Here is a 24,199-nt window from a genome sequence, read left to right as displayed (position 1 = left end):
GGCCCGCTTTGTGCGGGCCATTCTCAGGCTGCAGCTGCGGTGGGCGTGCTCGCCTGCTCCGCGACCCTCCGCACGCATCGCCTGCCAAACCGGCCTCTTCCAACACGCCGGGTCGCCACTGATGCTATCCCTCCGCAAGACGCAGCCCATTGACGTCCGCAGCATCCCGCACCGCGCCGCCGCGTAACGTGACCGTGTTCCCTACGTCGGTCTGCGCGACTTCCTCGATCCGAACATAGGCCGAGACATCTCGCGTTTCCTCGAGCGCGTCGTCCCGGTAGATCTCCAGTTCAACATCGTAAAGCCCCTCGGGAACCTTCGCCCCAGACAGGTCCGTTCCGTCCCAAATGTAGCTGTTGGTTTCCGGCTCCATCGTCAGGCGATTGCGAAGTATGCCGCTCGAGTCTCGGATGACCAGCACCGCGGACTGAGCGTCTTCGGGAACTTCGGTGAAAAGCTCGACCGGCGCTCCTTCAAAATAGGCCGCGCCCGGAGTGCGCGCTTCCATCCCGATCCAACCCGCAAGACGCTGAATCCCGCTGCCCGCTGCCAGAATCGTCAGCTCGGTCAGCAGCTCATTGGTCTGGACCTGCTGCTCCACCGTCGAAAAGCTCGCAAGCTGAGAGGCGTACTCTGTGGCATCGACAGGATTGAACGGGTCCTGATTCTGCGCTTGGGTCGTCAGCATTTTCAGGAAGGTCTCAAAATCACCGCTGAGCGCCGCATCATCGGCCGCTTGCGGTGTCGCCTCCGAGGACGCGGTCCTGGACTGCGCTTGGGTCGTCGCAACAATATCCATAGTGGCCCCTTTGCCAGTGCTGTTTCAAAGTCGGAGATCAAGTCCTTCGTCCGCCTGCCCCCGAGCAGCAGACTGAATGACCATCGCCGCGGGGGGCTGCGCCGGAAGATGGCTCTCCGCCGTGCCCCGGTGACGGTTGGGGACCGGAGGGCGGTCCTGCCGACCGCCGGAAAAGGTGAAACTACTGTTCTGGTAGCCGGTGTCGCTCAGAAATCGCGAAAGCTGGTCAGCGTGCCGCCGCAGAAGGTCGAGCGTCTCGGGGCGGTCCGCAGTGATATGCAGGCTGATCCCGTGCTCTGAGTGCTTCACGTTGAAGCTGACCCGGCCAAGCTCCTCCGGCTCCAAACGCAAGTCGATCCTCCCCTCACCGGCGGCGGAAACCGCTTCCGCAATCTGTTGCGCGGGTGGCGGAGTTGTGCGGGGAATCGGTGACGCCTCCTTAAGCACCGGCTGCGCCGGCGACCCCGCCGATGGTGCCGCGGGTAGAGGCATCTCTAGTGATGCTTCCTTCTTCTCCGGCCCTGAATGGCCGGAACGCTCCTCGATGGGCGCGCTATCTGTCCCAAACACCGCAGCTGGCTGCGCCGTCGCGACACCGGCATTTTCGAAACGGCGCTGCGCTGGTGGTACTGCCTCACTTCGCCTTGGCAGGTCTCGACTATCAGAGCGCGCGCCCCTCCGCGCATCAACGCCTTCCGATCGCGTGACCGTGTCTTGAGACTGCCGCCCGCCAGCGCCGCCAAACATCGGTATGTCGCGATGCTTACCCTCCGGCTGTAGAGCCCCTGTCGCTACCTCAGGCTCTTTGGGCGTCGTAGCCGCGATCTGGGCACCCTCGTCAAATCGCTGATAGGCGGTCGGCGGTATGTTGTGGTCCCTCCCTTCCGCGATCTCCTGTCTATGCGGGAGCCGTCCGTATCCGAGAACCGTTTCGACCTTTTCGAGCGGGGCGCTCTGCCGAGGCTCAGCCTTCTGGATAACGACACCAGTCTGACCGGCGGGGGTGGGACCATCTGGGTCCTCTGAACCTGACGCTTCGGTGGGCGGTGTCGTAACGTCTGTGACCTCGGATAGCGCAACATCCGGACGAGCCAAATAATTCCAAGTCTTTGGTATATATTTACTCTTCGGGATGCTGAAAGCTTCCGAACCGACCGCTGCGATCCGATTTCGTGCCGTTTCTTGCAGTCTCGCTGACTCCGAAGAGTCTTCCTGTAGCCTCACCATAGCTTTCAATCTGACCGCGGAGGGCGGGCGATGTATAAGTTCAACACGTTGCTCATTCGGGGATGGCACGTATAGCCCCTGCCCAGCGTCGATGGGCTGACGGCCGATTCGCGTTATGGCCTCGCTCCACATTGCCTTAGAACCCGCGACGTGCGGGCGCGGTAACGCGCCCTCAAGCCACTCAGAAAGCCGCGGAGTACCTCGCCCCTTACCCTCGGAGTGGTTCGTTTCCTCGGGCGTTTCCAATGCTTCGGTTCCCCAAAAGACGCTCGAGGGACCCGCCACTTCGACGGGTGGCTGCCTCATGTGTACGGCACCTGAGTGAGAATCCTGGCTAGGTTGAGGTTTTGACCACGCGCCAATTGCGCTTCCGGTCAGCTTGTTCTGCGCGGCCGACGGAGGCCTGCGAGCTATGGCATGCGCCTCATCTGACGGCAGCGCGCTCTCTACCCGAACAGTCGCTCTCTGACCTACGAAGCTAGGTCTGAATTGACTGGGAGACACAGATTCGGCTGCCCTCGTCACTCCGCTCGTTTCTTGGCTGAAAACGTCACTGCCAATCAATACGCTTTGTGGCGCTCGGGAGAGTTGATCCTCTTGACGCGAAATCGCCTCCGTTTGAGAGGGCGATACATTTTTTTGCTGCATAAGCGGAGCCTCTGCTGACAGTCTTGCTTCCTCCGGAAGCTTTTGTGCGACGACAGCATCGTCCAAGAACATTCCCGCCCAGCCCGCAGGCTCTTCGACTGTTCTCAATGAAGAAGGAATAGGCGTTTCAACCGGGATAAGAGCCAACGCCGCTTGCGTTTGCGAGTTAAGCAAGACTGGCGTCCGATTCTGCGGTTCAAGCCCGGCATGAAGCGCATCTTGCGGGTCCTCCGCTAGACTTCCAGAGGTGCCTAGCTGTACCCAAATGGACGGTATGGGCGGAGAATATATAGGTCGGCTCGAATCCGCCCTATCGAACGAAAGGCTTTCTAAATTCGAGGTTCCCGACACAGCAGACTTCTGGTTCCGGGCTTCTTCTGCGTCTTGGTCGCTAAAATCAATTCGCGGTATTGGCCGAGACCGCTCCTCAGTTGCGCCTAAATGCTTTAATTTATGATCCTCCGAAATTTCCTCAACTGGCACACCATCAGATAAGCCCTCATCTCTTGAATACCCTATAGAATCAAAAATATCGAAAGACCCAAGGAATTGATGCTCTTGAGAAGAACTTAGATCGAAGTTATTCGCAGAAATTTCAATTCTTGAAACCTCCGACTCACCCTCAGCACTAAAAATTTCGTCAATAAGTTCCGAAGAGTACTGATCCACTTTGAACGCAAACGGATCCAACTCACCACTCGCAAAACCAAATTGGTAGCTGTAGAATTCATACCGCTGAATGTTTCGTATCTTGTCTAAATCCACGCTGCGCAGTAGAAAATCGCCAGACTCTGAAGACATTTGGACATATATCTCTGGGCTCTCGCTCACGCTTAGTGGTGTACGGTTTTCCTGGTTCAGCAGACCCTCGCCCGGCAAACGGCTATCTTTATCTTCTCTCTTACTGAAACTTTGTGCCGGGGTGGCACCTCCCAGATTGAGTGACTCGGTAGCAGCGCCTTTAACTCTCAGGCCCCAATCTACCTTAGACTCCACCTGCACCTTCACAATGGATGAAAGCTCCAAAAAAATGTCTTCGAAAATCTTCCCCTCCGGCGCAGCCGGTGGCGACGCTCCGGGCGCGGAGTCGAAAGCCTCTGTGAGAGCATCAACAAGAGAGCCCCTACTCGAAATCGAGAATTGTGTCATTTCCAATCATGGCCTTCTGAGGTTCCCCCAGTAGATAAAACACCAATGATAAGAAATACTTTACCGGCTCCATTTTATATACTTCGCAAGCCACCTCAGACGAAGGACACCAAGATCTTGCAGCCGATATCTCACACTTCCAAGCCCGATAGCGCCCATCTGAATCAGCTCTATCTGTCCCAGATGCTGAAATTCTCTGGTGTATTCACGGCGCGCAGTGCCTTTGGGGGCGGTTCGGGCGAAGCGCAGTTCGCATCGTTCCTGCGCGAGGCGTACGCGGCCCAGCTCTCCGAAGCGCTGACAGTGCTTCCCGTCGACACCTTCCGAACATGACCGGGTCATCGCGCAAAGTCGGAAAGGCCGCGCACTCCCAAAGTATGATCGCTGCGCTTCTGTCTCTCCTCGACGCAGAGAAACGGACTCTACTGAGTGGAAACTTGGAAGCACTTGAAGAGCTAACGAAGTTCAAGGAAGAGCATTTGAGGCAATGCTTGAGTGACCCCGCTCTTTTGCGGCGCGCACCGGAGCTTGCCGCAGCGCTGCGCCGAAATCAACGGCTTCTTGAGGCCTCATTGCGCGGCCTGGCCGAGGTGTCGGCGCGGATCGACTCTCGGCAAGAACTGTTGTGTCGTATGGACACCTATGGCCCTTCGGGACGAAAGACACAGATCGGGCCCTCGGAGACGCAAGGCGTTTTCAAGAAATTTTAGCTGTTCAGTCCAGATGTTATCATCGAGAGCCTCAGGCGATTTAGCGTTGTCTTAAGACCCTCAAGGTTAGCGTGACACCGCATCCAAGCTGGATGGCGCAGCGGGACATGGCGCCCGACTGCTTCGTCAGAACGACGTCCGAATGGGCTGCCGCGGCTAGGTCCCGGCGGCCGATGGAAAATGGCGCAAAGCGCCCAAGCCAAGGACGAATAAACTATGTCTAGCATCCTGACGAACAACGGCGCGATGGTCGCGCTGCAGACGCTGAAATCGATCAATATGAACCTCGCGACGACTCAGGGAGAGATTTCCACCGGGAAAAGCGTGGCCAATGCCAAGGATAACGCCGCAGTTTGGGCTATTTCCAAGGTGATGGAAGCCGACGTGAAGGGCTTCAAAGGCATCTCTGACAGTCTCAATCTCGGCCAGTCCACTGTCGCTGTCGCGCGACAAGCGGCGGAGACGGTGACCGAACTTCTGACCGACGTGAAGGGCAAAATCGTCGCCGCGCAGGAAGAGAACGTCGATCGCGCCAAGATTCAGGCCGATATCGACGCGCTGCGCGGCCAGATCGGCGCCGTGGTCAGCGCCGCGCAATTCAACGGTCTCAACCTTCTGTCGAACATCGAAGAAACCGAAGGATCGGGCAGCATCAACGTACTTGCGTCGCTCGATCGCTCGGTCACAGGTGTCGCCGCCTCTGACATCAACGTCGGAAAGCAGGATCTCGGCACCGGCGCTGCCGCCATCGCAGGCACCGTCGCCGCGACCGCACTGACCGCCTCTGTGGACAGCGTGTCTTTGGCTGCCACGCAGACAGACACGATCGATGTCGGCGCGACCAACAGCGGATTCGAAGCAGGCACCGGCTATACTCTCACGGTCTTCGGCACCGATGCTGACAATTCGAGCTTCACCCAAACCGATTATCGCGAGACCACCGCCGCCGGCCCGACAGCAGCTGAAGCGCCCGCGCTTTCGATTGTCTACGTCGCGCGCGAAGGCGATACAGCTGCGGATGTCGCCAAGGGTCTGCATGCATCATTCAAGAGCTTCATGGCCGAGAACGAGCTGAACACCGACGTGGTCGACGCGACGGTCTCTGGCGACACGTTGACTTTCACCTCGACCGTCACCGACGCGACCGACACAATCGCAGTGACCATGTCGTCGGTCGACGCCTCCGAGGGCAATACGATCGGCGGCAAACTTGAGCAGCTCAGCAATCTTGATGTGACCACGCAATCGGGTGTCGACTCGGCGCTCGACCAGGTCGAGGGACTGATCCAAACCGCAATCGATTCCGCTGCAGCCTTCGGTTCCACACAGGGCCGCATCGAGACCCAGACCGAGTTCATCTCAGGCCTGACCGACGCGCTGAAATCGGGGATCGGTACGCTGGTGGACGCGGATATGGAGGAAGCCTCGGCAAGGCTGCAGGCCCTGCAGGTTCAACAGCAGCTTGGCGTACAGGCGCTGTCGATCGCCAATCAGGCGCCACAATCCCTCCTGTCGCTCTTCCGCTGATTTGAACCGCTCGGGGCCGGCCCCTCCGGCCCCGGCTTTCCGCCAGGATGGACGGCACAGCACCCAGAATGAAGGGGCTCGTCATGAATGCACAGCTCATGGCACGGCGCGCCTATGCGCTTTCGAATTCAAGCACACGGACCGAGCGCGCGATCGAATACGATCTCATCGCGCGCGTCACACATCGCATCAAGGCGGCGGCAGAGGCAGGCCCGCGAAGCTACCCAGCGCTTGTTGCCGCGCTGCACGACAACCGTCAACTCTGGACTACGCTCGCCGTGGACGTGGCCGACAGCGACAACAAATTGCCTCAGGATCTACGCGCACGAATATTCTATCTCTCTGAATTTGTGCAACTTCACACGGCCAAGGTCCTTGCCCGCAAGGCCAAGCTGGCACCTTTGATTGAGATCAACAGTGCGATCCTCGCCGGCCTCAAGCAACTTCCGGCAAAGCCATCCCCCTCTCCCGGAGCAACATCGGCACGCAGTTCTAAAAGGGCACCCCTGCAATGAGCGGGCTGGTCCTGAAGCTCGGTCCGCATGAGCGGTTGCTTATCAATGGCGCGGTGGTCGAAAATGGCGACCGCCGCAGCAAGTTATCCATCATGACACCCGGCGCAAATATTCTGCGCCTCAAGGACGCGATTCATCCGGAAGAGGCCTGCACCCCCGTGCGCCGCCTATGCTATGCAGCGCAGCTTCTGCTCACTGGGGACGCGGCCCCGGAAGAGGCCTGCAGCCAGCTTTTGCGCAACATTGAGGAGTTAAGCCGAATTCTCACTGATCCCGACAGTCGCGCTCTGCTCACCCGGGCGACGGAGGCGCTGCTGGATGAACAATTCTATCAATGCCTGAAATCCCTGCGGGCGCTCATCCCAAGAGAGGACCGGCTGCTTGCCGCAGGACGCGCATGAGTTTTCAGCCAATCATCACAGGTCGAGGCCTCGTCGCATGGCAGTTCCTGCAAAATACTGGCGAACTGCAGCGTGCGAGCTTTGACAAGGCCCCAAACCTTGTCCGCGAAACCGATTATTTCGCTCAGACCATCGGCACGATCACCAGCGCCGAAGATTTGGTGGCCGACCGCCGTCTCCTGCGTGTCGCTCTCGGCGCATTTGGCTTGCAGGACGACATCGACAGCAAGTTCTTCGTCCGAAAGCTCTTAGAAGAGGGAACAAGCGCTTCGGATTCCCTCGCAAACAACCTCGCGGATGAGCGCTACAAGGCATTTTCCCGCAGCTTTGGCTTCGACCGCGCAGATGGTCCGCTGACGCAGACTGAGGGGTTTGCCGATATCATCGTATCGAAGTACCGCGCGCAGCAATTTGAGGTCGCGGTGGGGGAGCAGGACAACGCCCTTCGCCTCGCCCTCTCATTGCAGCGCAACCTACCCGAGATCGGCGCAACCGATCTCCCGAACGACACCAAATGGTTTCGCATCATGGGCGATCAGCCATTGCGCACGGTTTTCGAGGGGGCGCTCGGCCTGCCCAGCGCTTTGGGACAGCTCGATATCGACCAGCAGCTGGACATCTTCAAGGACAAGGCCAGCGCCCGTTTCGGCACCAGCGACCTCGCTGAACTTTCGACGGATGAAAACCTCGACACAATCGTGCAGACCTATCTGCTGCAGGAGCAGGTGAAAGAGATCAACGTCGCAGGACGTGGCCAGATCGCCCTAACGATGCTGCAGAGCCTGCCGCGTTGGGATGAACTCTGAGGCGCTGACCTGCGAACTTCACGATCACATACCGAGCTTTCGGGCGCCTTGCCCCGAAGGGTCCCGCTTCGAAACACCTTGATCGAGTTTGCCCTGAGCCAAATCTACCGAACCCGAAGCCCCCTGCCTACCTGTGCCCAATCCCTGAGCGGAGCGAGGGGCATTTCGTCCAGTGTTGCCCGCCTCGGCCCGACGAAGCAGGAGCTCAAGTCGGGAAAAGGCTGCAGCCGGGCCGTTGGGGGCGCTCTCGGTCATGAACAAATCCAAACCTTCCCACACCCGAATAGCTCGATCTAGAACCGGGTCCTCTCCCTCACGATACAGTCCGGCGCGGATCATTGCTTCGGATCTGTCATAGGCTCCGAGCAGCTTGCGCACCGTCAGAATAAGGTGGTTTTCTGAAGCGCTCGCGGCCTCCGGCAGGCTCCGCGAGACCGAGCGCAGCACATCTATCGCGGGATACCGCCCGCGCTCGGCGATCTCACGGCTTAGCACCACGTGCCCATCCAATACACCGCGCAGGATATCGGCAATGGGTTCTTCCATGTCCGATCCTGCAACGAGGACTGAAAAACCGCAGTGATGTCCCCGCACAGCCCAACACCGGGCCCGGCACGTTCGGCCAGCCGCATGATCTGATGCGCAGTCGAGGGCGGGAACCCTCGCAGCGCGGGGAGTTCCCCCGCGGCGATGGCCACCTCTCGGTGCGCCTCGGCAAACCGGGTGATGGAATCCACAAGCAAAAGCACCTGCTTTCCCCGGTCGCGAAAATGCTCAGCCACGGTCATAGCTGCCATAGCGCAGCGCCGGCGTTCCAGCGGTGACCGGTCCGAGGTTGCCGCCACGATCACGGTGCGGGCCATCCCCTCGGGACCTAGAACATTCTGCACGAAATCATGTAGTTCGCGACCACGCTCGCCAACCAACGCCAGCACCACCACGTCTGCCGTCATCCCCTGCGCAAGCGCCGCCAAAAGCCGCGATTTCCCCACACCCGAGCCCGCAAACAGCCCCATCCGCTGTCCCCGGACAATCGGCAAGAGCGTATCGAACACGGCCAGACCGGTCGCCAGTCGCGGTCCAAGGCCGCGCCGCTCCGCCGCCGCAGGAGGCCCCCTGCGCACCGCGCGCAGCTGTGGCCCCGGACTGATCGCCAAACCGTCCAGCGGCGCGCCGTAAGGGTCAATCACGCGGCCGATCCAACTGTCCGCCGGCGCCAACCCCGGCTGCCCCAGAACCGCGACCCGATCACCCTGCGAAACGCCATCAGACCCATCATCGGGCAGCATGGCCACCAGATCGTCGCGGATGCGCAGAACCTCGCCCTCCAGCGGTGCACCGCTGCGGTATAGCCGCAGCCGATCACCGATACGCGCCAGATGCGCCAGACCACGCACCCAGATCACCGTCCCTTCGACAGAGCGCACACGCCCCACCGCACGCACCGGCTGCACGTCCGCGATCCGCTGGCGGAGGCTGGAAATCTCGCTCTCGTCCATCGGGCGATCCCTTCATGCGTCTCAAACCATTTCTAAAGGAATCACCGTTAAGCCTTGATTGAAGCCAATCGAGGGAGAAGCCCCGATGTTCCAGAATCTGGACGTGTTTCGAACCGCCATCGCCATGGCCCGCCACGCGGGCCTGCGACAGGCCGCAAGTGCACAGAATATCGCGAATGCGGATACGCCCGGCTACCGTGGGGTAGATCCACCGGATTTCGTCGAGAGCCTCAGGCATCCGCGTACCGCCATGCAGGCCTCTCGAGGAGCACACTTGAACGGTCAACCCTTGGGAGGAGGCCTGTTCCCGACCTCTGCCAATCGTCAGGCCGGGCTGATTGGGGACACGGCTGGATTGAGCCCACACGAGGCGCCAAACCTGATCGAAAGACGCGGCAGTTGGGACCCGAACGGAAACACCGTCTCGCTGGAGACCGAAATGCTCACTGCGGTGGATGCACTTCGGGCCCACAACAAGGCTCTGGCGATCTACCGATCGAACCTCACGATACTGCGGGCCAGCCTTGGGAGTTAGAGCTGTACCCCGCGCCTGGAAAACACCCGCCAGATCAACCGGATCTCTAGCCCCACAGCGCCCCCAACACGGCACAAAAATCGCGCAGCAGACACAGAAAGGAGCCTGCAATGAGCGCTTTTGCTGACGCCCTCTCCGTCACATCCAGCGGACTGAAGGCGCAATCCCTCCGGCTTCGCACGCTGGCCGAGAATATCGCAAACGCCGACACACCGGGCTACCGGCGCAAGACACTCCCCTTCGAGGCAGACCCCAATCCGCAATCCACGCTTGCCATGGTGCGCCCGGGAAGGGTTTCTCTCGATCAAAGCAAGCGGCCGCAGATTTATGACCCCGACCATCCCTTGGCGAATGCCACCGGGCACTACGAAGGGTCCAATGTCGATCTGTTGATCGAGATCGCTGACGCCCGCGAAGCGCAGCGCAGCTACGAGGCAAATCTGAGGATGTTTGAACAGACCCGCAAGATGTCCTCCGGTCTGCTCGACCTGCTGCGGCGCTGACCAATCGCCACCCCCTCGCGCCGCCGCACTGAAGAGCCGGAGGCGAACGCATGACACCAACACATCAATCGTGAAAGGAATTCAGAATGGATGTCCGATCGCTCTTTGCCGCGCAGCAATATGCGGCGTCCCGGCCTGCGACCGATCCCGATCCCAGCGCTAACTCTCCGAGCGCGCAGCTTGCCTCGGCAACAGAGGATTTCACCGAAACTCTCCGCACAGCTGAATCCACCGCACAGGCGGCAATGACGGGCGATGCGGACCCGCATGCGCTTGTTCAAGCGCTCGCCCAGTCCGAGTTGGCCGTCGAGACGGTCGTCACCCTGCGCAACAAAGTCGTGGAGGCCTATCAGGAACTGCTGCGGATGCCGGTCTGACCCATGCTCACGGAAACGCTCTTCTTCGACACGCTTCGACAGGGCCTTTGGGTCGCCACGGTCACCTCCCTGCCGATCCTCACCGCCGCGCTTCTGGCTGGCGTCGGCGTCGGCTTGTTTCAGGCCCTCACGTCGATTCAGGAAATGACGTTGACCTTCGTGCCGAAACTGCTCGCCATCATCCTCGTCTTCTGGGCGTCCATGAGCTTCATGACGGAAACACTGGTCGCCTTCTTTCAGACGCGGATCATCCCGCTGGTCACCGGAGGCTGAGATGGAAATCACCGGCTATACGATCCTCTCCCGCCAGCGCGGTCTGATGCGCGAGATGCAACTCATCGCGAACAACGTCGCCAATGCCGGCACCACAGGATACCGCCAGCAGGGCCTGATTTTTTCCGAGTACATCAGGCCCACCGCAATTGGCGGCTCTGTGTCGATGAGCGCCGCACATGTGCGCAATAGTTCCTTCGCGCAGGGCAGCATCACCCGCACCGGCGCGCCTCTCGATCTCGCCATCGAGGGGGAGGGCTTCTTCATGCTGCAGACCCCCGCGGGCGAGCGTCTTACCCGCAACGGCGCCTTCACCACCAGTGCGCAAGGCGATCTTGTCAGCCACGACGGCCATCCGGTGATGAGCGCCGGCGGCGGGCCCGTGTTCATTCCCCCCGGTGCTGCGGATCTCGCCATCGCGCAGGACGGCACGATCAGCAGTGACGGTCAGCCCATCGGGCAGATCGGTGTCGTCGCGCCGCCCGACCGCGGAAGCCTCGAACGCGATGGGGCCACGATGTTCCGTGCCCCCGACGGGGCCGAGCAGGTCGCCGCACCTAAACTCACCCAAGGCGCTTTAGAGTCCTCGAACGTCGACCCTATCTTGCAGTTTGCCCGGATGATCGAGGTGCAGCGCGCCTACGAACTTGGCCAGAGCTTCCTCGACCGCGAGGACCAACGCCAGCTTGGCGCCATAAAGACCCTTTTCAGCTGATGGAGACCGCCCATGCGCCCCCTGAAAATTGCCGCCACAGGTATGAGTGCCCAGCAAATGCGGGTCGAGGTGATATCGCACAACCTCTCGAACATGAGCACCACAGGCTACAATGCGCGGCGGGCGGAATTTGCCGATCTGCACTACCAGCAGCTGCACCGTGCAGGAACCATCAGCGCCTCGGATGGCACCATGCTGCCCACCGGCGTGCAGCTTGGCCTCGGTGTGCGGCCGTCTGCGGTGTCGGTCAACCTCGCGCAGGGCAGTTCCTCGGCCACCGGCGGCGATCTGGACGTCGCGATCGAAGGTCAGGGCTACCTTGAGGTGACCCTGCCTTCGGGCATTCCCGCCTACACCCGGGACGGCGGGCTGAAACGCAGCGCCGAGGGGGTGATTGTCACCTCTGAAGGACTGCCCATCGCGCCCGACATCACCATTCCCGACGATGCCAAGAGCATCTCGATCAACCAAGAGGGCGAGGTCTACGCCTATTTCGACAATCAGGTCGACGCGCAGTTGCTGGGGCAATTTACCCTCGTCGGCTTCACCAATCCGCGCGGTCTCGAGGCGATCGGCAGCAACCTTTTTACCGAAACCGAAGCCTCCGGCGCGCCGCTGCAAGGCACCCCTGGGATCGACGGTCTGGGAATGCTGCGGCAGGGTTATCTTGAAGAAAGCAGCGTCGATCCGATCTATGAAATCACCGAACTGATCGAGGCACAGCGGGGCTACGAGCTTAACTCAAAGGTGATCACCGCCGCCGATCAGATGCTTGGCGCAACGGTACAGGTGCGCTGACATGCTGCGCTCGTATCTTGCCCTTCTCACAATTGTCTTCGCCGCGTCGGCAGGTCCCAAGATCGCCCAAGCCGAGAGTGTCGTCGCGACCCGTACCATCCGCGCTCAGCAGATCATCGAGGCCGACGCCGTGCGTCTCGATCCCAAGCAGATCAACGGCGCAGTGCGTAGCCTCGACGCGGCCATAGGCAGAGAAAGCCGCAGCGCCATTTACGCCGGTCAACCGCTGATGGCCGCGGCGCTGACAGAACCAGCGCTGATCGAACGCAACCAGATCGTCGAGCTCATCTATGCCCGCGGGGGTCTGCGGATCAGCGCCGAGGGCCGCGCCATGGGCCGCGCCCGCGCCGGAGAACAGGTCCGCGTGATGAACCTTTCGTCGCGAAACATGCTCGTCGGCACCGTCGGGCCCTCGGGCCTGATTGACGTTTCTCCGGAGTGATCCATGCGCATTAATTCAAGGCTCCCGAGTTTTCTTCTGCTGCTTGTCGCCATAAGCGCCTGCGAGCGGATAGACCATCTGGGCAAGGCACCCGGCTTCACACCAAAGAACGATGGCGAGGAACACGCCGCCATGGCCTATTCAGCTGTGCCAGCCACGGGCCTGCCGCTTCGCGTCAGCGATCACGCCTCGCTATGGGATGGCGGCCGCAGTTCGCTCCTTGGCGACCGGCGCGCGATGCAGGCGGGCGACATCCTCACCGTTGTCATCGAAATTGACGAGCAGGCCGAGATATCGAACGCCACGGATCGCTCGCGCTCTGCCTCGGAAAGCCTCGGGATTCCGCAGCTTTTCGGCATCCCCCAGCGACAAGATCCAAAACTTCCCGAAGGGGCCACGCTCGGCAACGCGGTCGACATCGGCAGTTCCAGCAACGCCAGTGGCGACGGATCGGTCCGGCGTCAGGAAAGGCTCACCCTGCGTGTGGCCGCGACGATCACGCGGGTTCTGCCCAATGGCGTGCTGGAGATCACCGGCTCGCAGGAGGTTCGGGTGAACTTCGAACTGCGCGACCTGCAGGTCTCAGGTTTCGTCCGGCCCGAGGACATCACCCGGCAGAATGAGATCACCTATGACAAGATCGCCTCTGCCCGGATCGCCTATGGCGGGCGCGGACAGATCAGCGACATGCAACAGCCCCGCTACGGTCAGCAGGTGCTCGAGATGATCCTGCCGTTCTGAGGAGGGCCAATGAAAAAGCTCCTACCCGTTCTGCTCGCACTGATCGGTACTGCCGCCGGCATCGGTGCCGGGATATTTCTGGCGCCCGTCCCTCAGGACCACGCTGCGCAGGAGCAAGAGAGTCATGACGAAACGGAAGCTGCCGGGCATGACGGCGCGGCAGGAGCTTCTGTCGAGACGCCCCGGAACGAACATCAGGCTGAGGCAGACCACGGTGCAGACGGTCACGGGGCGGAGGCGGGCGATACAGAATATGTGAAGCTCAACAATCAGTTCGTCGTCCCCGTGGTCGAGGACTCCCGCGTGGGCGCGCTGGTCGTTCTGTCTATTTCACTCGAAGTGCCCACAGGAAGCGCCGCAGAAATCTTCGAACAGGAACCCAAGCTGCGTGACGCCTTTCTGCGTGCGCTGTTCGATCACGCCAATATCGGCGGTTTTGACGGGAATTTCACCCAGACCGCGCGGATGGATGCTTTGCGCAGGGTGCTGTTCGAGACAGGGCGAAACCTGCTCGGAGGGCAGCTACATGACGTTCTGATCACCGACATCGCCCGGCAAGACAACTGAGGCGCCTCACCCACCGCCGTGCCACAGCCGCAACCGTGCCAGATCTTCCAGTGAGCGCTCCTCCGCAGCGAGCCTTTTTGCCCGGCGCGCCAAATTCGCCCGAGCAGCCAAGGTCCGCGCCGCCTCATCCCGCGCAAAAGCCGCCTGAGCGGCCGCGCCGGTATACCCCTGCCCCGCCCGAGCCTGCGCGATACCGATCTGAAGCTCCGTGCGCCTTTGCATCAACCAGCCCTGCCACAGACCGTTCAACCCCAGTGCCTGCCGTACGCCGGGCGTCAAATCCTCCCGCAGCGCCGACTGCCTCAGGCCATCGATCTGCGCGCGCTCTTGCCGCAGCGCTGCCTCGGCCTCAAGGTCGGCGCGATAGCGTACCAGCGCACGGTCGCGCAGCAGCGCTGTGATATGAAGCAATTCCCTGTCGGGCGAGCTCATTCTTCGGTCCTCTTGTCGCGTCGCCAGCCCCTTTGCCGCGCCCGAGCGCGCATCTCTTCGGAAAAGCGGATGGCCGCAGCCACCGGGCGATATAGGTCGGGGGCGATTTGCGCGCCGATCTCGACTGTTGCGTGCAGCGCGCGCGCTGTCGGCGGATCGGCATGGATCGGCACGCCATGTTCGATGGCAATTTCGCGGATACGCCGAGCCACCTCGTCCTGACCTTTGGCAATGCAGACCGGGGCGGTGCCCGGCGCACGATCCCACCGCAGCGCAACGGCGATATGTGTCGGATTGGTGATCACGACATCCGCGTTGGGCAAGTCCGCGATCATCTGGTTGAGCGCAATTTCCTGCGCCCGCGCCCGACGCTGCTGCTTAAACATTGGATCGCCTTCCGCTTCCTTATGTTCGTCGCGCAATTCCTTTTGCGACATCCTGTTGCGGCGCAGATGCTCGCCGCGCTGCCAAAGATGATCGAGCAGCCCGAGCGCTAGCGCCACCAGCACTGCGAGCCCCAGAAGATCGCGCAGCAGAGTCACCAGAAGCAGCGCCGCCTCGCCCGCAGGCAGCGCCGCGCTTGCCGCGATCCGCGCGAGGCGGGACGACAGGAAGACGCCGAGCACCGCCGAGTAAAGGCCGAGTTTCGCGAAACTCTTGAAGAACTCGAAAAGCCCACGGCGCCCGTATTTGTTGCGCGCATTTTCAAGTGGTGACATCCGGGCGGCTTTGAACGCCAGTTTGGAAGGGGTGAAGACCAGCCCGCGCGTCGCGAACAAAACCGCAAGAACGGTCACCGCCGGCACAAGAAGCCACGGCAGCACAGCAATGAGCACCGCGTACATTAAGCCCCCGACCGCAGATAGCGCGGATCCGTCAAGCAGTAGCGCCGCCATGGGTTCCGGACGGTCGACCAGCGCAACCAAGATCCGTCCGAGATCTTGCAGCGCCATGGGCCCCACCGCCAGTGCCACAAGCATCAGCCCAAGATACCCCGCTCCGGTGAGCAGATCCGGGGCGCGCGGGATTTCGCCCTTGCGGCGGGCCTCGCTCAGCTTGCGCTGGGATGGCTCGTGACTTTTCTCGGCGCTGTCGTCCTGTGCCATCCGCGACTACCGGAATGGACGGGCGAGAAATGCGTCGAACTGGGCCACCCACGCGGCCAGCAACACCGGCGCCACAAGGCCCAAGAGCGCGATGGCGCCGAGCGTGATCACCGGGGCGCCAACAAAGGCCACCATGAGCTGCGGCATCGCCTTGTTGATGAAACCAAGCGTCAGGTTGTAGAGGGCCGAGAGGATGACGAATGGTGCGGCGAGCGAGAAAGCCAGCGCGAAGGCGCGACCGACCTCTTTGCGGCCCGACCCGGCGAGCGCCGCCGGGTCGGGAAATCGCAGTGGCGGCAAAAGATCGTATGAGAGAATAAGGTACCCCGCCGCCTTCACGTGAAAACCGGTAACCATCAGCAGCGCCAGTGCCGCCACGCTGAGCACATGACCGAGAGCCGGCATCGGCTCCGCCGCGGCATTGCCCAATAGCTGCGACAGCGAAGTGGCCTGAGCGGCGATGGTGCCGGCGGTCTGGATTGCGAAAACAAAGAGCCGCAGCACCAAGCCGAGAAACAGCCCGGTCACGGTCTCTGTCGCCAACGCCCGTAAGAGCACAGGCAGGGAAGCTGGGCCGGCTGGCAGAGTGCTGCTGACCGCCGGAAAAATCGCGAGCGAGAGCAAAACCGCGAGCGCCAGTCGAACACTGACCGGAATCCAAGTCTCGCCAAGTCCCGGCAGCGCAAAGAGCGCCGCACCGACACGCAACAGCACCAGCACTCCGAGCCAAAGTGCCTGGCCCCCTGAGTGCACAAGCGACTCGAGCGCGATCATGCCGCGACCGGGCCGGGTGACGCAGACCCTGCGCTTTCTGAACCAGCAGAGGGCGCGGTGGTCACCAGACCGACAAGCGCCGGGCGCGCCTCGAGCCCGATCTCCTCGAACGACAGGACCGGTGTCGCCAGACCTTTGGCCGCCGTGATCGTACGCAGGAAGCGGCGACGCCGGGAGGAGGTGACCAATGCCGGATAGATGCCGCGTCCGCTGGCGCTGCCGACCTCGTCGGAAATACCGCGCGTGAGCGCCTCGAATGTGTCGGGCGGCAGCGCCACATCAAGGCCGCCACGCCCGCTTTCGACCTGGTAACTGGCAAAAATATCCTCCCATTCCGCAGCGAGCTGAATCAGCGGAATCGTTCCATCCTCACGCCGCACCTCGGCAACCAGTTGGAACCCGAGGCGCTGGCGCACATGTTCACAGATCGTCTCGGGGGTGCTCTGCTGACCGCGCGTTTCGGCCACTGCCTCAAGAATTAGGGGCATATTCCGGATGCTCACCTGCTCCTCGAGCAGAAGGCGCAACACCGCATGCAGCGTATCGATCTGCACCTTGTCGGGGATCAACTCGTCAAGCAGGCGGCGGTTGGCCTCTGCGCGTGCGGTGTCTGACAGAGAGACCATTTCGTCGAGCAGGCGGCGCAGCGCCTTCAGCGTCAGGAGCCTGCCGAAATTGCGCTTGATCACTTCCAGCAGATGCGTGGCCAGAACTTCCGCAGGGGTGACGATGGTGGCGCCGGTCAGCGCGGCGCGGTCCTGCGCCTCTGGCGGGATCCAGCGCGCCGGTGCGCCGTAGACCGGCTCGCTCACGTCGCGCCCCTCGGGCATAGCCTGCGCATCTTCGGGAACCAGTGCCAGAACATGATCGGGATTGAGCGCGCCGCGCGCCACTTCGACCCCATGAACGAAGATCACATAAACGCCGGATGCGCGCGCCGCGGCGTCGGTCAGGCGGATTTCCGGCAGGATAAGCCCATAGCTCGCCGCGACGTGGCGCCGCATATTGGCGATGCGGATATCGAGACCGGTGCCCGGGTCGAGCACCATATTGACCAGATCAGGCGCGAATTCGACGTGAATCTCATCCACATCGAGCACATCCCCGATCGGTTGCGGGCGCGGTGTCTCGGCGACAGCCTCTGGATCGGGTGCCGCTGCGCGGGTCGTCGCCCGGCGCTGCATGCGCAACGCGAGCGCTCCGAGGATCGCGCCGCCAATCATGAAGGGCACAAAAGGCAGCCCGGGGACCAGAGCGAAGAGCGCCATCAGCACGCCCACGGTTCCCAAGGCCGCCGGATGCCGCGCCAATTGCCCGGCAACGGCCACATCGGTGGCACCCGTGGCGCCGCCCCGCGCGAGAAGCAGTCCCGAAGCAATCGAAATGATCACCGCCGGGATCTGCGAGACCAGCCCATCGCCAACGGTGAGGATCGCATAGGTTTCAAACGCGTTGCCCAGCGCCATCCCATGCACGAAGATGCCCATAATCATCCCCATGACGAGGTTGAGCAGGGTGATCAGCAGCCCGGCGACCGCATCGCCCTTGACGAACTTCGAGGCCCCGTCGAGCGAGCCAAAAAACGTCGTTTCCTGTTGTTCGCGTTCGCGCCGCGCCTTCGCCTCGGCGTGATCGATGGCACCGGCGGACATGTCGCTGTCGATTGCCAGTTGCTTGCCCGGCATGGCATCGAGCGCAAAACGCGCGCCGACCTCGGCCATACGCGCCGCGCCTTTGGTGATCACTGCGAAATTCACAATCATCAGGACGCCGAACACGACCAGACCGAGGAAGACACTGCCGCCCATCACGAAATTGGCGAACCCTTCGATCACGTCGCCGGCGGCACCGGTGCCCGAGTGCCCCTGCCCGATGATCAGTTTGGTTGAGCTGACGTTGAGCGAAAGCCGCAGCATCAGTGAGCCAAGCAGGATCGTTGGGAAGGACGAGAAGTCCAGCGGCCGCTCGATAAAGAGGGTGACGGTGAAGATCAGGATTGCCAGCCCGAAGGACGCAGCGAGACCGAGATCGAGCACACCGGAAGGCATCGGCAAGATCATCATCACAATGATCGCCATCAGTGCTACGGCCAACAGCACCGTTGGGCGGACCGGCGCGGAAGGGGGAGAGGTACGCGCCGCGCTCATCCGCCTGCCAGGTCCACGAGGGGTCGGGGCGCCAGGCCGAGGGGTGTCAGCGATCCGCGGCTTTGAACCGCGCCGGCGGCTTGCAACAGCGGAAATCCATTCTTCGTGGCGCGTTCGCCGGGGGGCATCTGCTGCCCCTCTAGCCCCGCCAGTACGGCGCGGTATCTGGCCAGGTATCGCTGCGCGTATTTTGGCGTCCGGCTATGATAGGCCGCGACCGCGGCGTTCCAATCGCCATGTTCCGCCTGCAGACGGCTCAGAAAACCTGCGGCATAGAGCGCATTTGCCTTTGGGTCGAACATTTCGTCGGTGGAGCGGAACCCATCGCCATGCCAACGGTAGTTGACCTGAAAACAGCCAATATCCATGTTCCGCTGGCCCCGCATCACCTGTGTTGCCGCAAAGCGCTGCGCCTCCTGGGCGGTCTTGAACCAATACCCGTCGCCTCCGAGGTTTACCGCCCAAGGCCAAGGTTGGAGTTCACCGTCGCGGAGGCGACCGGTTTCAACCCGTGTGATGGCCCGCATGATCGGGAGCGGAACATCGGTCGCCCGCGCCGCCTGCTGCGCGGCACTGTCGCAACGGCCGGATGTGTCAGCAGTTGCGGTGACTGGCCCTGCGAGAAGGCCCACACAAAGAACCAGCCTACCCAACAAGAGGCGCCGAGCGGCCCGAATGGCCCCGGCGCTTCGTCGCATGGCGCCTCGCCCGTTTGACCAACGCCTCGCCGCCCCGTTCCCCCGCACGCATATGAGACTGCGCGAATAGATAAGGCGGGTGCTGGCGCCCTGGGGAAACTGCGCCTTCACAACGCAACACCGCACTTCGTGAGATGGAGCCTTTCCAGCATTCTTTGACCCTAGGAACGCACTGAGAAGATCGCCGTGCCCGACATGATCCGTTGCGCAATCGCCAGCGTGTTGTGTCTTAGTCTCCGTCATTCCGCATCCTGCAGATCTTCCACGATGACCGGCACCGCGCCTGTCTTCGATTCTAGCCTGGATGCCTTTCGAAATCGTTGCCGCCTCCGGCGACCCGTGGAACTGGCCCAATCGCCTTCGACCCGAAGCCGCAGGGCCTCATGGATCGGGCAGCGCGGTCTGAGCGAGCAAAGCGCGGATCGTCTCGACTGCCGTCTGCCCGCTTTCGGCAAGCGCCCTGCCCTGCGACAAAGATGGTTCCTGCGGCAGATCGGAAGCCGCCGCCCCAGCCTCCGGCTCGGAAAGCTCTGCCATGGCGGCAAGCAAGGGATCCCCGCTTTCGGAAACTGCCGAAAAATCGCCTGCAAGCCACGCAAGGCGCGCGGCCCCCTCCGCATCGCCAAGAGTTTCGTAGGCATCCAGAGCGAAGTCATAGTCCCCCATCATCTCGCGCGCCTCGGCGCGCAGACGCAGAATGTCGTCTCCCTGCAGCCCGATGAGCGCGATCTCGGCCTCCTCAGGGTTACGCAATCCAAGAGAACGCCGCGCCTGAAGAACGCGCCAGGTTCGATCCTGACCGGGCGGTGTAGGTCCCTCGAGCCAGCGGCCCGCTTCTGCCGGAAGCCCGAGGCCAAGCAAGCGGTTCGCCATCAGTGCCGCTGTGCGCGGATAAGCCGACGCCAAGGCGATATTTTCCCGCTCTACCGCGCGGCGCAGGAAGGCCCCGTCGCCGCCCTCTTCCGAAAGCGCGCGCAGGGCTTCGTTCCGCGCCTGACGGCGGATGTCCGGATCGACCCCCTCCGCTGTGGAAATTTCTTCAAACGCTCGGTCGAACTCCGCGTTCGCCCACGCCGCACGCACATGCGACAGCCAGACACCTGCGCGTGTCTCGGTTGTCCGTCGCTCGGTGGAATAGGCCGCGGTGAGGTCCACCAGCCCGGGGTCCACCGAACGCCCCTGTTCGGTGGCGAGGTCGATGCTTTCGACCGCCGCCGCGACACCCAGTTCGCCCGGCGCTGCGAGCAGAGACGCCAGCAGGTCCTCGGCCTCTTCGGGCTCGCCCGACGCCCGTGCGATGCGCGCCGCCGCCAGACGCATGTCTTCGGTGACACGACCCAGAGCGCGGCCGAGCCGCGAGAGCACGTTGCGCGCCGCATCGAGTCGCCCCTCCTCGGCAAAGCGCTCGGCGAGCCGCGGACCCAGCGCGCGCCGCAAACTTTGGGGGAGCTCCTCGAACGCACGGAGGATCGCGGCCTCGGCGATCTCGGAGTTGTTTGGCAGCGCCCGAGCGCCAAGCAATGCCCAGAGCGCCGCCCGACCTTGGCACTCGCTTTGTCCGGCAAAAACCCCCGCAGGGTCGCGCCCACCTTCACTGAGCGTCGCAAGCGTCATCAGCAGCGGATCGGGCAGGCTGTCATCGAGCTGCAGCAGCGCCCGTGCCTCGGCGCCAAATCCCAACGAAATGTAGAGTTGAGCAAGGTCCCTTTGGACCCGCCGATCGATCCGGTCGAACTCGCCCATAAGCTGTGTGCGCAGTTGCCCCATGGCCGCCAGAGCCCCCGCCTCTCCCTGCGCTCCGAACCAGCCCGGCAGATCCAAACGGGCGTCTGAAATGCAGGCGCTCTGACCACCGATTCGCAGAACGGAAGACGCGCCGAAACCACGTGATGGCGAAGATGTCTGCATCTCGGCACTCAGGGGCGGTGCCTCCGTCATCGGGCGATTGTCATCGGCATCTGCCGATTGCGGAGTTTCCGTTGGCAGCGGGCGTGGGATGATCGGTCCCTCTGGCTCAAGCACTCCTTGCGTGGCACCCTGTGCGAGCTGCTCGGCCAGCGCGCGACCGAATTCCTCGGCGATCTGCCTATCCTCAGGCGTCTCACGCGCCGGGTTGGGTTCGTCCGGCTCTGGCTGTAGCCCGATCCCGCTGCCCCCCGGAGAAAACCGCGGCAGCAAGGCCTCCACACGCCGACTTGCTGAAGGCTCCGGCAATATACCAAGCCCGAGAGCAGGCGCAGGCCTGCTCGTATTCTGGGGCATGCCGCGATCCGCTTCGACATCGTCTGAAACAGAGGTACTTATGGGCTCAGTCGGATCTCTAGGCCGGATATCGAGGACAATCATCCGCCCCTCAAACTCCGAGGCATCCACCCGACAATCGCAACCCAATGAGACCTCGACGCCCGCGCCTTGCGGCAGAGCACGCACCGACGCCACGCGCGCGCGGTCGATCCGGTCGAACACCCGATCAAGGTCGATGCTGTAGCCGGGACGATCGAATGTCACACGATAGATCGCTTCCGTGGCATCCGCCTCGCCCGACCATGACAGATCTTGCGGAATATCAAGCGCCAGCCGGGTATACCCATCATGCGCACCGCTGCGCATGGTCACCTGCTGTGCCAGGGCCGTACTGGCGCCAATGACCCAGGCCAGAGCAGCAAGTCCACACGTTCGCCAAAATGGCATATGCCATAGACGCCAGTGGCGCAGGATAGCCGCCTGCACATGAGCCCGTGTCATGCGGCCTCCTGCTTCACCGATTTCAGCGCCTCTTCGAGGTCCACAAAGCTGGGCCGGAAATGCGCGGGCGTGTTCTGACGTCCAACCTCGATACAGATGTTGGTGGCATGGTTGTGCAGGTTGGCCACCAGAACCTCGCGGATCAGCTTGTAGAAATGTAGATCCTCTTCCACCACCGCCTTTACCTTGTTGGCGAAGGGACCCATGAAGCCATAGGCGAGAAAGACACCTAGGAACGTCCCTACCAGCGCCCCGCCGATCAGCTTGCCAAGAACTTCCGGTGGCTGGTCGATCGACGCCATGGTCTTGATCACCCCGAGCACCGCGGCGACGATTCCCAGCGCCGGCAGAGAGTCGGCCATGCTCTGCAGCGCGTGACTGGAGTGCATGCGATGTTCCTCCAGCGCCTCAATGCGTTTGTCGAGAACCTCTTCCACCTGATGCGGATCATCATAGTTCATCGACATCGAGCGCATGGTGTCGCAGATCAGTTCGATGGCGATCTTGTCGGACTGGATCTTCGGGTATTTCGAAAAGATCGCAGACTCGCCCGGCGATTCCACATGCTCCTCAATCGCCACAGGGCTCTGCCGCGCGAGTTTGATCAACTCGAACAACAGGCAGAGAAGCTCTTTGTAGTCACCAGGTTTCCAGTTCGCTCCTTTGAACACTTTGCCGATGTCCTTGAGCGTGTGCTTGACCACGCCGCCGTCATTTCCGAGCAGGAATGCCCCCGCCGCAGCGCCCCCGATCATCATCATCTCGAAAGGAAGCGACTTGAGGATGATGGCCATCTTCCCGCCTGCGGCGAGATAGCCACCAAAAACCATGCCGAAGATGACCACGATGCCGATGATACCGAGCATTTCCGTGACTCCTTCACCTCTGATCCAGCCGCTGCGGCGCGGGAGCGGCGCCGCAGCGCGGCTCACATGACGACAAATTCCGCATGCAGCGCCCCCGCGGCCTTGATGCTCTTGAGGATGTCAATCATGTCTCGCGGCGAGACGCCCAGCGCGTTGAGCCCGGCGATCACCTCTGACAGAGAGGTTCCCCCCGGGACCTCCGCCAAGCCGATGCCCGGCTCCTCGACGATATCGGCATTGGTGCGCGGCACGACGATCGTCTCGCCTTCGGCAAATGGATTGGGCTGCACAACCAACGGCGCGTCGTCGATGCGCAGGGTGAGATTGCCCTGCGAGACCGCCACCCGGGAAATGCGCACATCCTCTCCCATGACGATGGTGCCGGAGCGTTGATCCACCACCACCCGGGCCCGGCGCTGCGGTTCTACCGGCAGATTTTCAATTGCCACCACGGCGCGGGCAGGCGAGCCCGCACCGGTGTTTTGCAGATCCACCGAGACGGTGCCCGCATCAAGCATCCGTGCCGCGCGGCGGCCCACGGCGCCGTTGATCGCCCGCTCGATCCGTGCAGCGGTGGTGAAATCAGGTTCACGCAGGGCCAGCCGCAAGTTTGACAACTGGCTGAAATCGAAAGCCACTTCGCGTTCGATCCTTGCGCCTGCCGGGATCACTCCGGAGGTCGGCACACCCTGAACGACGCGGGCGGCGTCGCCTTCCGCCTCGACACCACCGGCAATCACCGTGCCCTGCGCCACCGCGTAAATCTGACCATCCGCCGCATTGAGCGGGGTCATGATCAGCGTTCCGCCGAGCAGGCTGCTGGCGTCGCCAATCGCCGACACGGTGACGTCTATCTGGCTGCCAGCGCGCCCGAAGGGAGGCAATCGCCCTGTGACGAAGACAGCCGCCACATTTCGCGGCCGAAACTGCTCTCCGGTCACGTTGACGCCCAGCCTTTCGAGGATGTTCTGCATGATCTCCTCGGTGAAAGGGGCGTTCCGCAGCCCATCGCCCGTGCCGTTCAAACCGACCACCAGCCCATAGCCCACAAGGTCGTTCGACCGCACCCCGTCCAGTTCCACGAGGTCCTTGATGCGGACCGATTGCGCGAAAGCGTTTGACGCCGTCAGGAGCAGTAGGGCGGTCAGCGTGACCGCGAGGCGGCTCAGAACGAGGCCAAGCGCCGGATGCCGAAACCG

Annotated in this window: 24 protein-coding genes and 1 pseudogene; 14 read left to right on the top strand and 11 right to left on the bottom strand. The window is 62.2% G+C overall.

The features are described from left to right. Window positions 1–124: 124 nt before the first annotated feature. Together ACXAJT_RS06930 and ACXAJT_RS06925 are read right to left on the bottom strand one after the other, a co-directional pair. A complete protein-coding gene (locus ACXAJT_RS06930) occupies window positions 125–799 on the bottom strand; it encodes a flagellar hook capping FlgD N-terminal domain-containing protein (protein ID WP_475234137.1) in 675 nt (224 codons plus the stop codon). A 24-nt stretch (window positions 800–823) separates the two neighbouring features. After that, window positions 824–3,823 carry a flagellar hook-length control protein FliK gene (locus ACXAJT_RS06925; protein ID WP_475234180.1) on the bottom strand — a complete coding sequence of 1,000 codons (3,000 nt, stop codon included), beginning with the start codon at window positions 3,821–3,823 and terminating at the stop codon, window positions 824–826. Window positions 3,824–3,940: 117 nt separating this feature from the next. On the opposite strand from ACXAJT_RS06925, the gene ACXAJT_RS06920 reads away from it, so the two are divergent. The 5 genes from ACXAJT_RS06920 to ACXAJT_RS06900 all read left to right on the top strand — a co-directional run bounded on the left by ACXAJT_RS06920 (window position 3,941) and on the right by ACXAJT_RS06900 (window position 7,782). Continuing rightward, window positions 3,941–4,156: a hypothetical protein gene (locus ACXAJT_RS06920; protein WP_475234135.1), complete on the top strand. Its 216-nt coding sequence runs from the start codon at window positions 3,941–3,943 to the stop codon at window positions 4,154–4,156. Between the two features lie 593 nt (window positions 4,157–4,749). Next, complete coding sequence (locus ACXAJT_RS06915) at window positions 4,750–6,060, top strand: flagellin N-terminal helical domain-containing protein (RefSeq protein WP_475234134.1); 1,311 nt, start codon at window positions 4,750–4,752, stop codon at window positions 6,058–6,060. A gap of 83 nt (window positions 6,061–6,143) precedes the next feature. Continuing rightward, window positions 6,144–6,575, top strand: a complete 432-nt coding sequence (flaF, locus tag ACXAJT_RS06910; RefSeq protein ID WP_475234131.1) for a flagellar biosynthesis regulator FlaF — start codon at window positions 6,144–6,146, stop codon at window positions 6,573–6,575. Beyond that, window positions 6,572–6,976, top strand: a complete 405-nt coding sequence (gene flbT / locus ACXAJT_RS06905; RefSeq protein ID WP_475234130.1) for a flagellar biosynthesis repressor FlbT — start codon at window positions 6,572–6,574, stop codon at window positions 6,974–6,976. The genes flaF and flbT overlap by 4 nt, the downstream gene beginning before the upstream one ends. Continuing rightward, entirely contained in the window at window positions 6,973–7,782 is an 810-nt protein-coding gene (locus ACXAJT_RS06900) for a DUF1217 domain-containing protein (RefSeq protein WP_475234128.1), read from the top strand. Before flbT ends, ACXAJT_RS06900 begins: the two co-directional genes overlap by 4 nt. A 24-nt stretch (window positions 7,783–7,806) precedes the next feature. Here ACXAJT_RS06900 and ACXAJT_RS06895 read toward each other — a convergent pair. Beyond that, window positions 7,807–9,281 (bottom strand): annotated as a pseudogene (locus ACXAJT_RS06895) (FliI/YscN family ATPase). Between the two features lie 85 nt (window positions 9,282–9,366). Here ACXAJT_RS06895 and ACXAJT_RS06890 point away from each other — a divergent pair. From ACXAJT_RS06890 to ACXAJT_RS06850, 9 genes are all read left to right on the top strand, one after another. Beyond that, window positions 9,367–9,816 carry a flagellar basal body protein gene (locus tag ACXAJT_RS06890; protein ID WP_475234127.1) on the top strand — a complete coding sequence of 150 codons (450 nt, stop codon included), beginning with the start codon at window positions 9,367–9,369 and terminating at the stop codon, window positions 9,814–9,816. 110 nt (window positions 9,817–9,926) lie between these two features. Then, window positions 9,927–10,319 carry a flagellar basal body rod protein FlgC gene (flgC, locus tag ACXAJT_RS06885; protein ID WP_475234125.1) on the top strand — a complete coding sequence of 131 codons (393 nt, stop codon included), beginning with the start codon at window positions 9,927–9,929 and terminating at the stop codon, window positions 10,317–10,319. Window positions 10,320–10,405: 86 nt separating this feature from the next. Further along, on the top strand, window positions 10,406–10,696 hold the full coding sequence (gene fliE, locus ACXAJT_RS06880; RefSeq protein WP_475234124.1) for a flagellar hook-basal body complex protein FliE: 291 nt from the start codon (window positions 10,406–10,408) through the stop codon (window positions 10,694–10,696). 3 nt (window positions 10,697–10,699) lie between these two features. Beyond that, window positions 10,700–10,969, top strand: a complete 270-nt coding sequence (locus ACXAJT_RS06875) for a flagellar biosynthetic protein FliQ (protein WP_475234122.1) — start codon at window positions 10,700–10,702, stop codon at window positions 10,967–10,969. A gap of 1 nt (window position 10,970) precedes the next feature. Then, window positions 10,971–11,684, top strand: a complete 714-nt coding sequence (locus tag ACXAJT_RS06870; protein ID WP_475234120.1) for a flagellar hook-basal body complex protein — start codon at window positions 10,971–10,973, stop codon at window positions 11,682–11,684. Between the two features lie 12 nt (window positions 11,685–11,696). Beyond that, window positions 11,697–12,482: a flagellar basal-body rod protein FlgG gene (gene flgG, locus ACXAJT_RS06865; protein WP_475234118.1), complete on the top strand. Its 786-nt coding sequence runs from the start codon at window positions 11,697–11,699 to the stop codon at window positions 12,480–12,482. Window position 12,483: 1 nt separating this feature from the next. Continuing rightward, window positions 12,484–12,924 (top strand): flagellar basal body P-ring formation chaperone FlgA, encoded by a 441-nt coding sequence (gene flgA, locus ACXAJT_RS06860; protein ID WP_475234115.1) that lies wholly within the window; start codon window positions 12,484–12,486, stop codon window positions 12,922–12,924. A gap of 3 nt (window positions 12,925–12,927) precedes the next feature. Next, complete coding sequence (flgH, locus tag ACXAJT_RS06855) at window positions 12,928–13,665, top strand: flagellar basal body L-ring protein FlgH (RefSeq protein ID WP_475234113.1); 738 nt, start codon at window positions 12,928–12,930, stop codon at window positions 13,663–13,665. Between the two features lie 9 nt (window positions 13,666–13,674). After that, a complete protein-coding gene (locus ACXAJT_RS06850) occupies window positions 13,675–14,232 on the top strand; it encodes a flagellar basal body-associated FliL family protein (protein ID WP_475234112.1) in 558 nt (185 codons plus the stop codon). A gap of 6 nt (window positions 14,233–14,238) precedes the next feature. Here the strand turns inward: ACXAJT_RS06850 and ACXAJT_RS06845 are convergent, their stop codons facing one another. The 8 genes from ACXAJT_RS06845 to ACXAJT_RS06810 all read right to left on the bottom strand — a co-directional run bounded on the left by ACXAJT_RS06845 (window position 14,239) and on the right by ACXAJT_RS06810 (window position 24,148). Continuing rightward, the gene (locus ACXAJT_RS06845) at window positions 14,239–14,664 is read right to left on the bottom strand and encodes a hypothetical protein (RefSeq protein ID WP_475234110.1); all 426 of its coding nucleotides are present in this window, start codon (window positions 14,662–14,664) and stop codon (window positions 14,239–14,241) included. Continuing rightward, window positions 14,661–15,770: an EscU/YscU/HrcU family type III secretion system export apparatus switch protein gene (locus ACXAJT_RS06840; RefSeq protein WP_475234108.1), complete on the bottom strand. Its 1,110-nt coding sequence runs from the start codon at window positions 15,768–15,770 to the stop codon at window positions 14,661–14,663. Before ACXAJT_RS06840 ends, ACXAJT_RS06845 begins: the two co-directional genes overlap by 4 nt. 6 nt (window positions 15,771–15,776) lie before the next feature. Then, window positions 15,777–16,544: a flagellar biosynthetic protein FliR gene (locus tag ACXAJT_RS06835; RefSeq protein ID WP_475234106.1), complete on the bottom strand. Its 768-nt coding sequence runs from the start codon at window positions 16,542–16,544 to the stop codon at window positions 15,777–15,779. Further along, window positions 16,541–18,622 carry a flagellar biosynthesis protein FlhA gene (gene flhA / locus ACXAJT_RS06830; protein ID WP_475234104.1) on the bottom strand — a complete coding sequence of 694 codons (2,082 nt, stop codon included), beginning with the start codon at window positions 18,620–18,622 and terminating at the stop codon, window positions 16,541–16,543. The genes ACXAJT_RS06835 and flhA overlap by 4 nt, the downstream gene beginning before the upstream one ends. A 65-nt stretch (window positions 18,623–18,687) precedes the next feature. Then, window positions 18,688–19,323 (bottom strand): transglycosylase SLT domain-containing protein, encoded by a 636-nt coding sequence (locus ACXAJT_RS06825; protein ID WP_475234102.1) that lies wholly within the window; start codon window positions 19,321–19,323, stop codon window positions 18,688–18,690. A gap of 447 nt (window positions 19,324–19,770) precedes the next feature. Continuing rightward, window positions 19,771–21,999, bottom strand: a complete 2,229-nt coding sequence (locus tag ACXAJT_RS06820) for a hypothetical protein (RefSeq protein WP_475234100.1) — start codon at window positions 21,997–21,999, stop codon at window positions 19,771–19,773. Between the two features lie 131 nt (window positions 22,000–22,130). Beyond that, window positions 22,131–23,000, bottom strand: coding sequence for a flagellar motor stator protein MotA (motA, locus tag ACXAJT_RS06815; RefSeq protein WP_475234098.1), 870 nt, complete (start codon window positions 22,998–23,000; stop codon window positions 22,131–22,133). 62 nt (window positions 23,001–23,062) lie between these two features. After that, window positions 23,063–24,148, bottom strand: coding sequence for a flagellar basal body P-ring protein FlgI (locus ACXAJT_RS06810; protein WP_475234179.1), 1,086 nt, complete (start codon window positions 24,146–24,148; stop codon window positions 23,063–23,065). Between the last annotated feature and the right edge of the window lie 51 nt (window positions 24,149–24,199).

It is taken from the genome of Salipiger sp. ABF4_146, from assembly GCF_056161345.1.
This window is presented reverse-complemented; position numbering and strand designations above follow the sequence as displayed.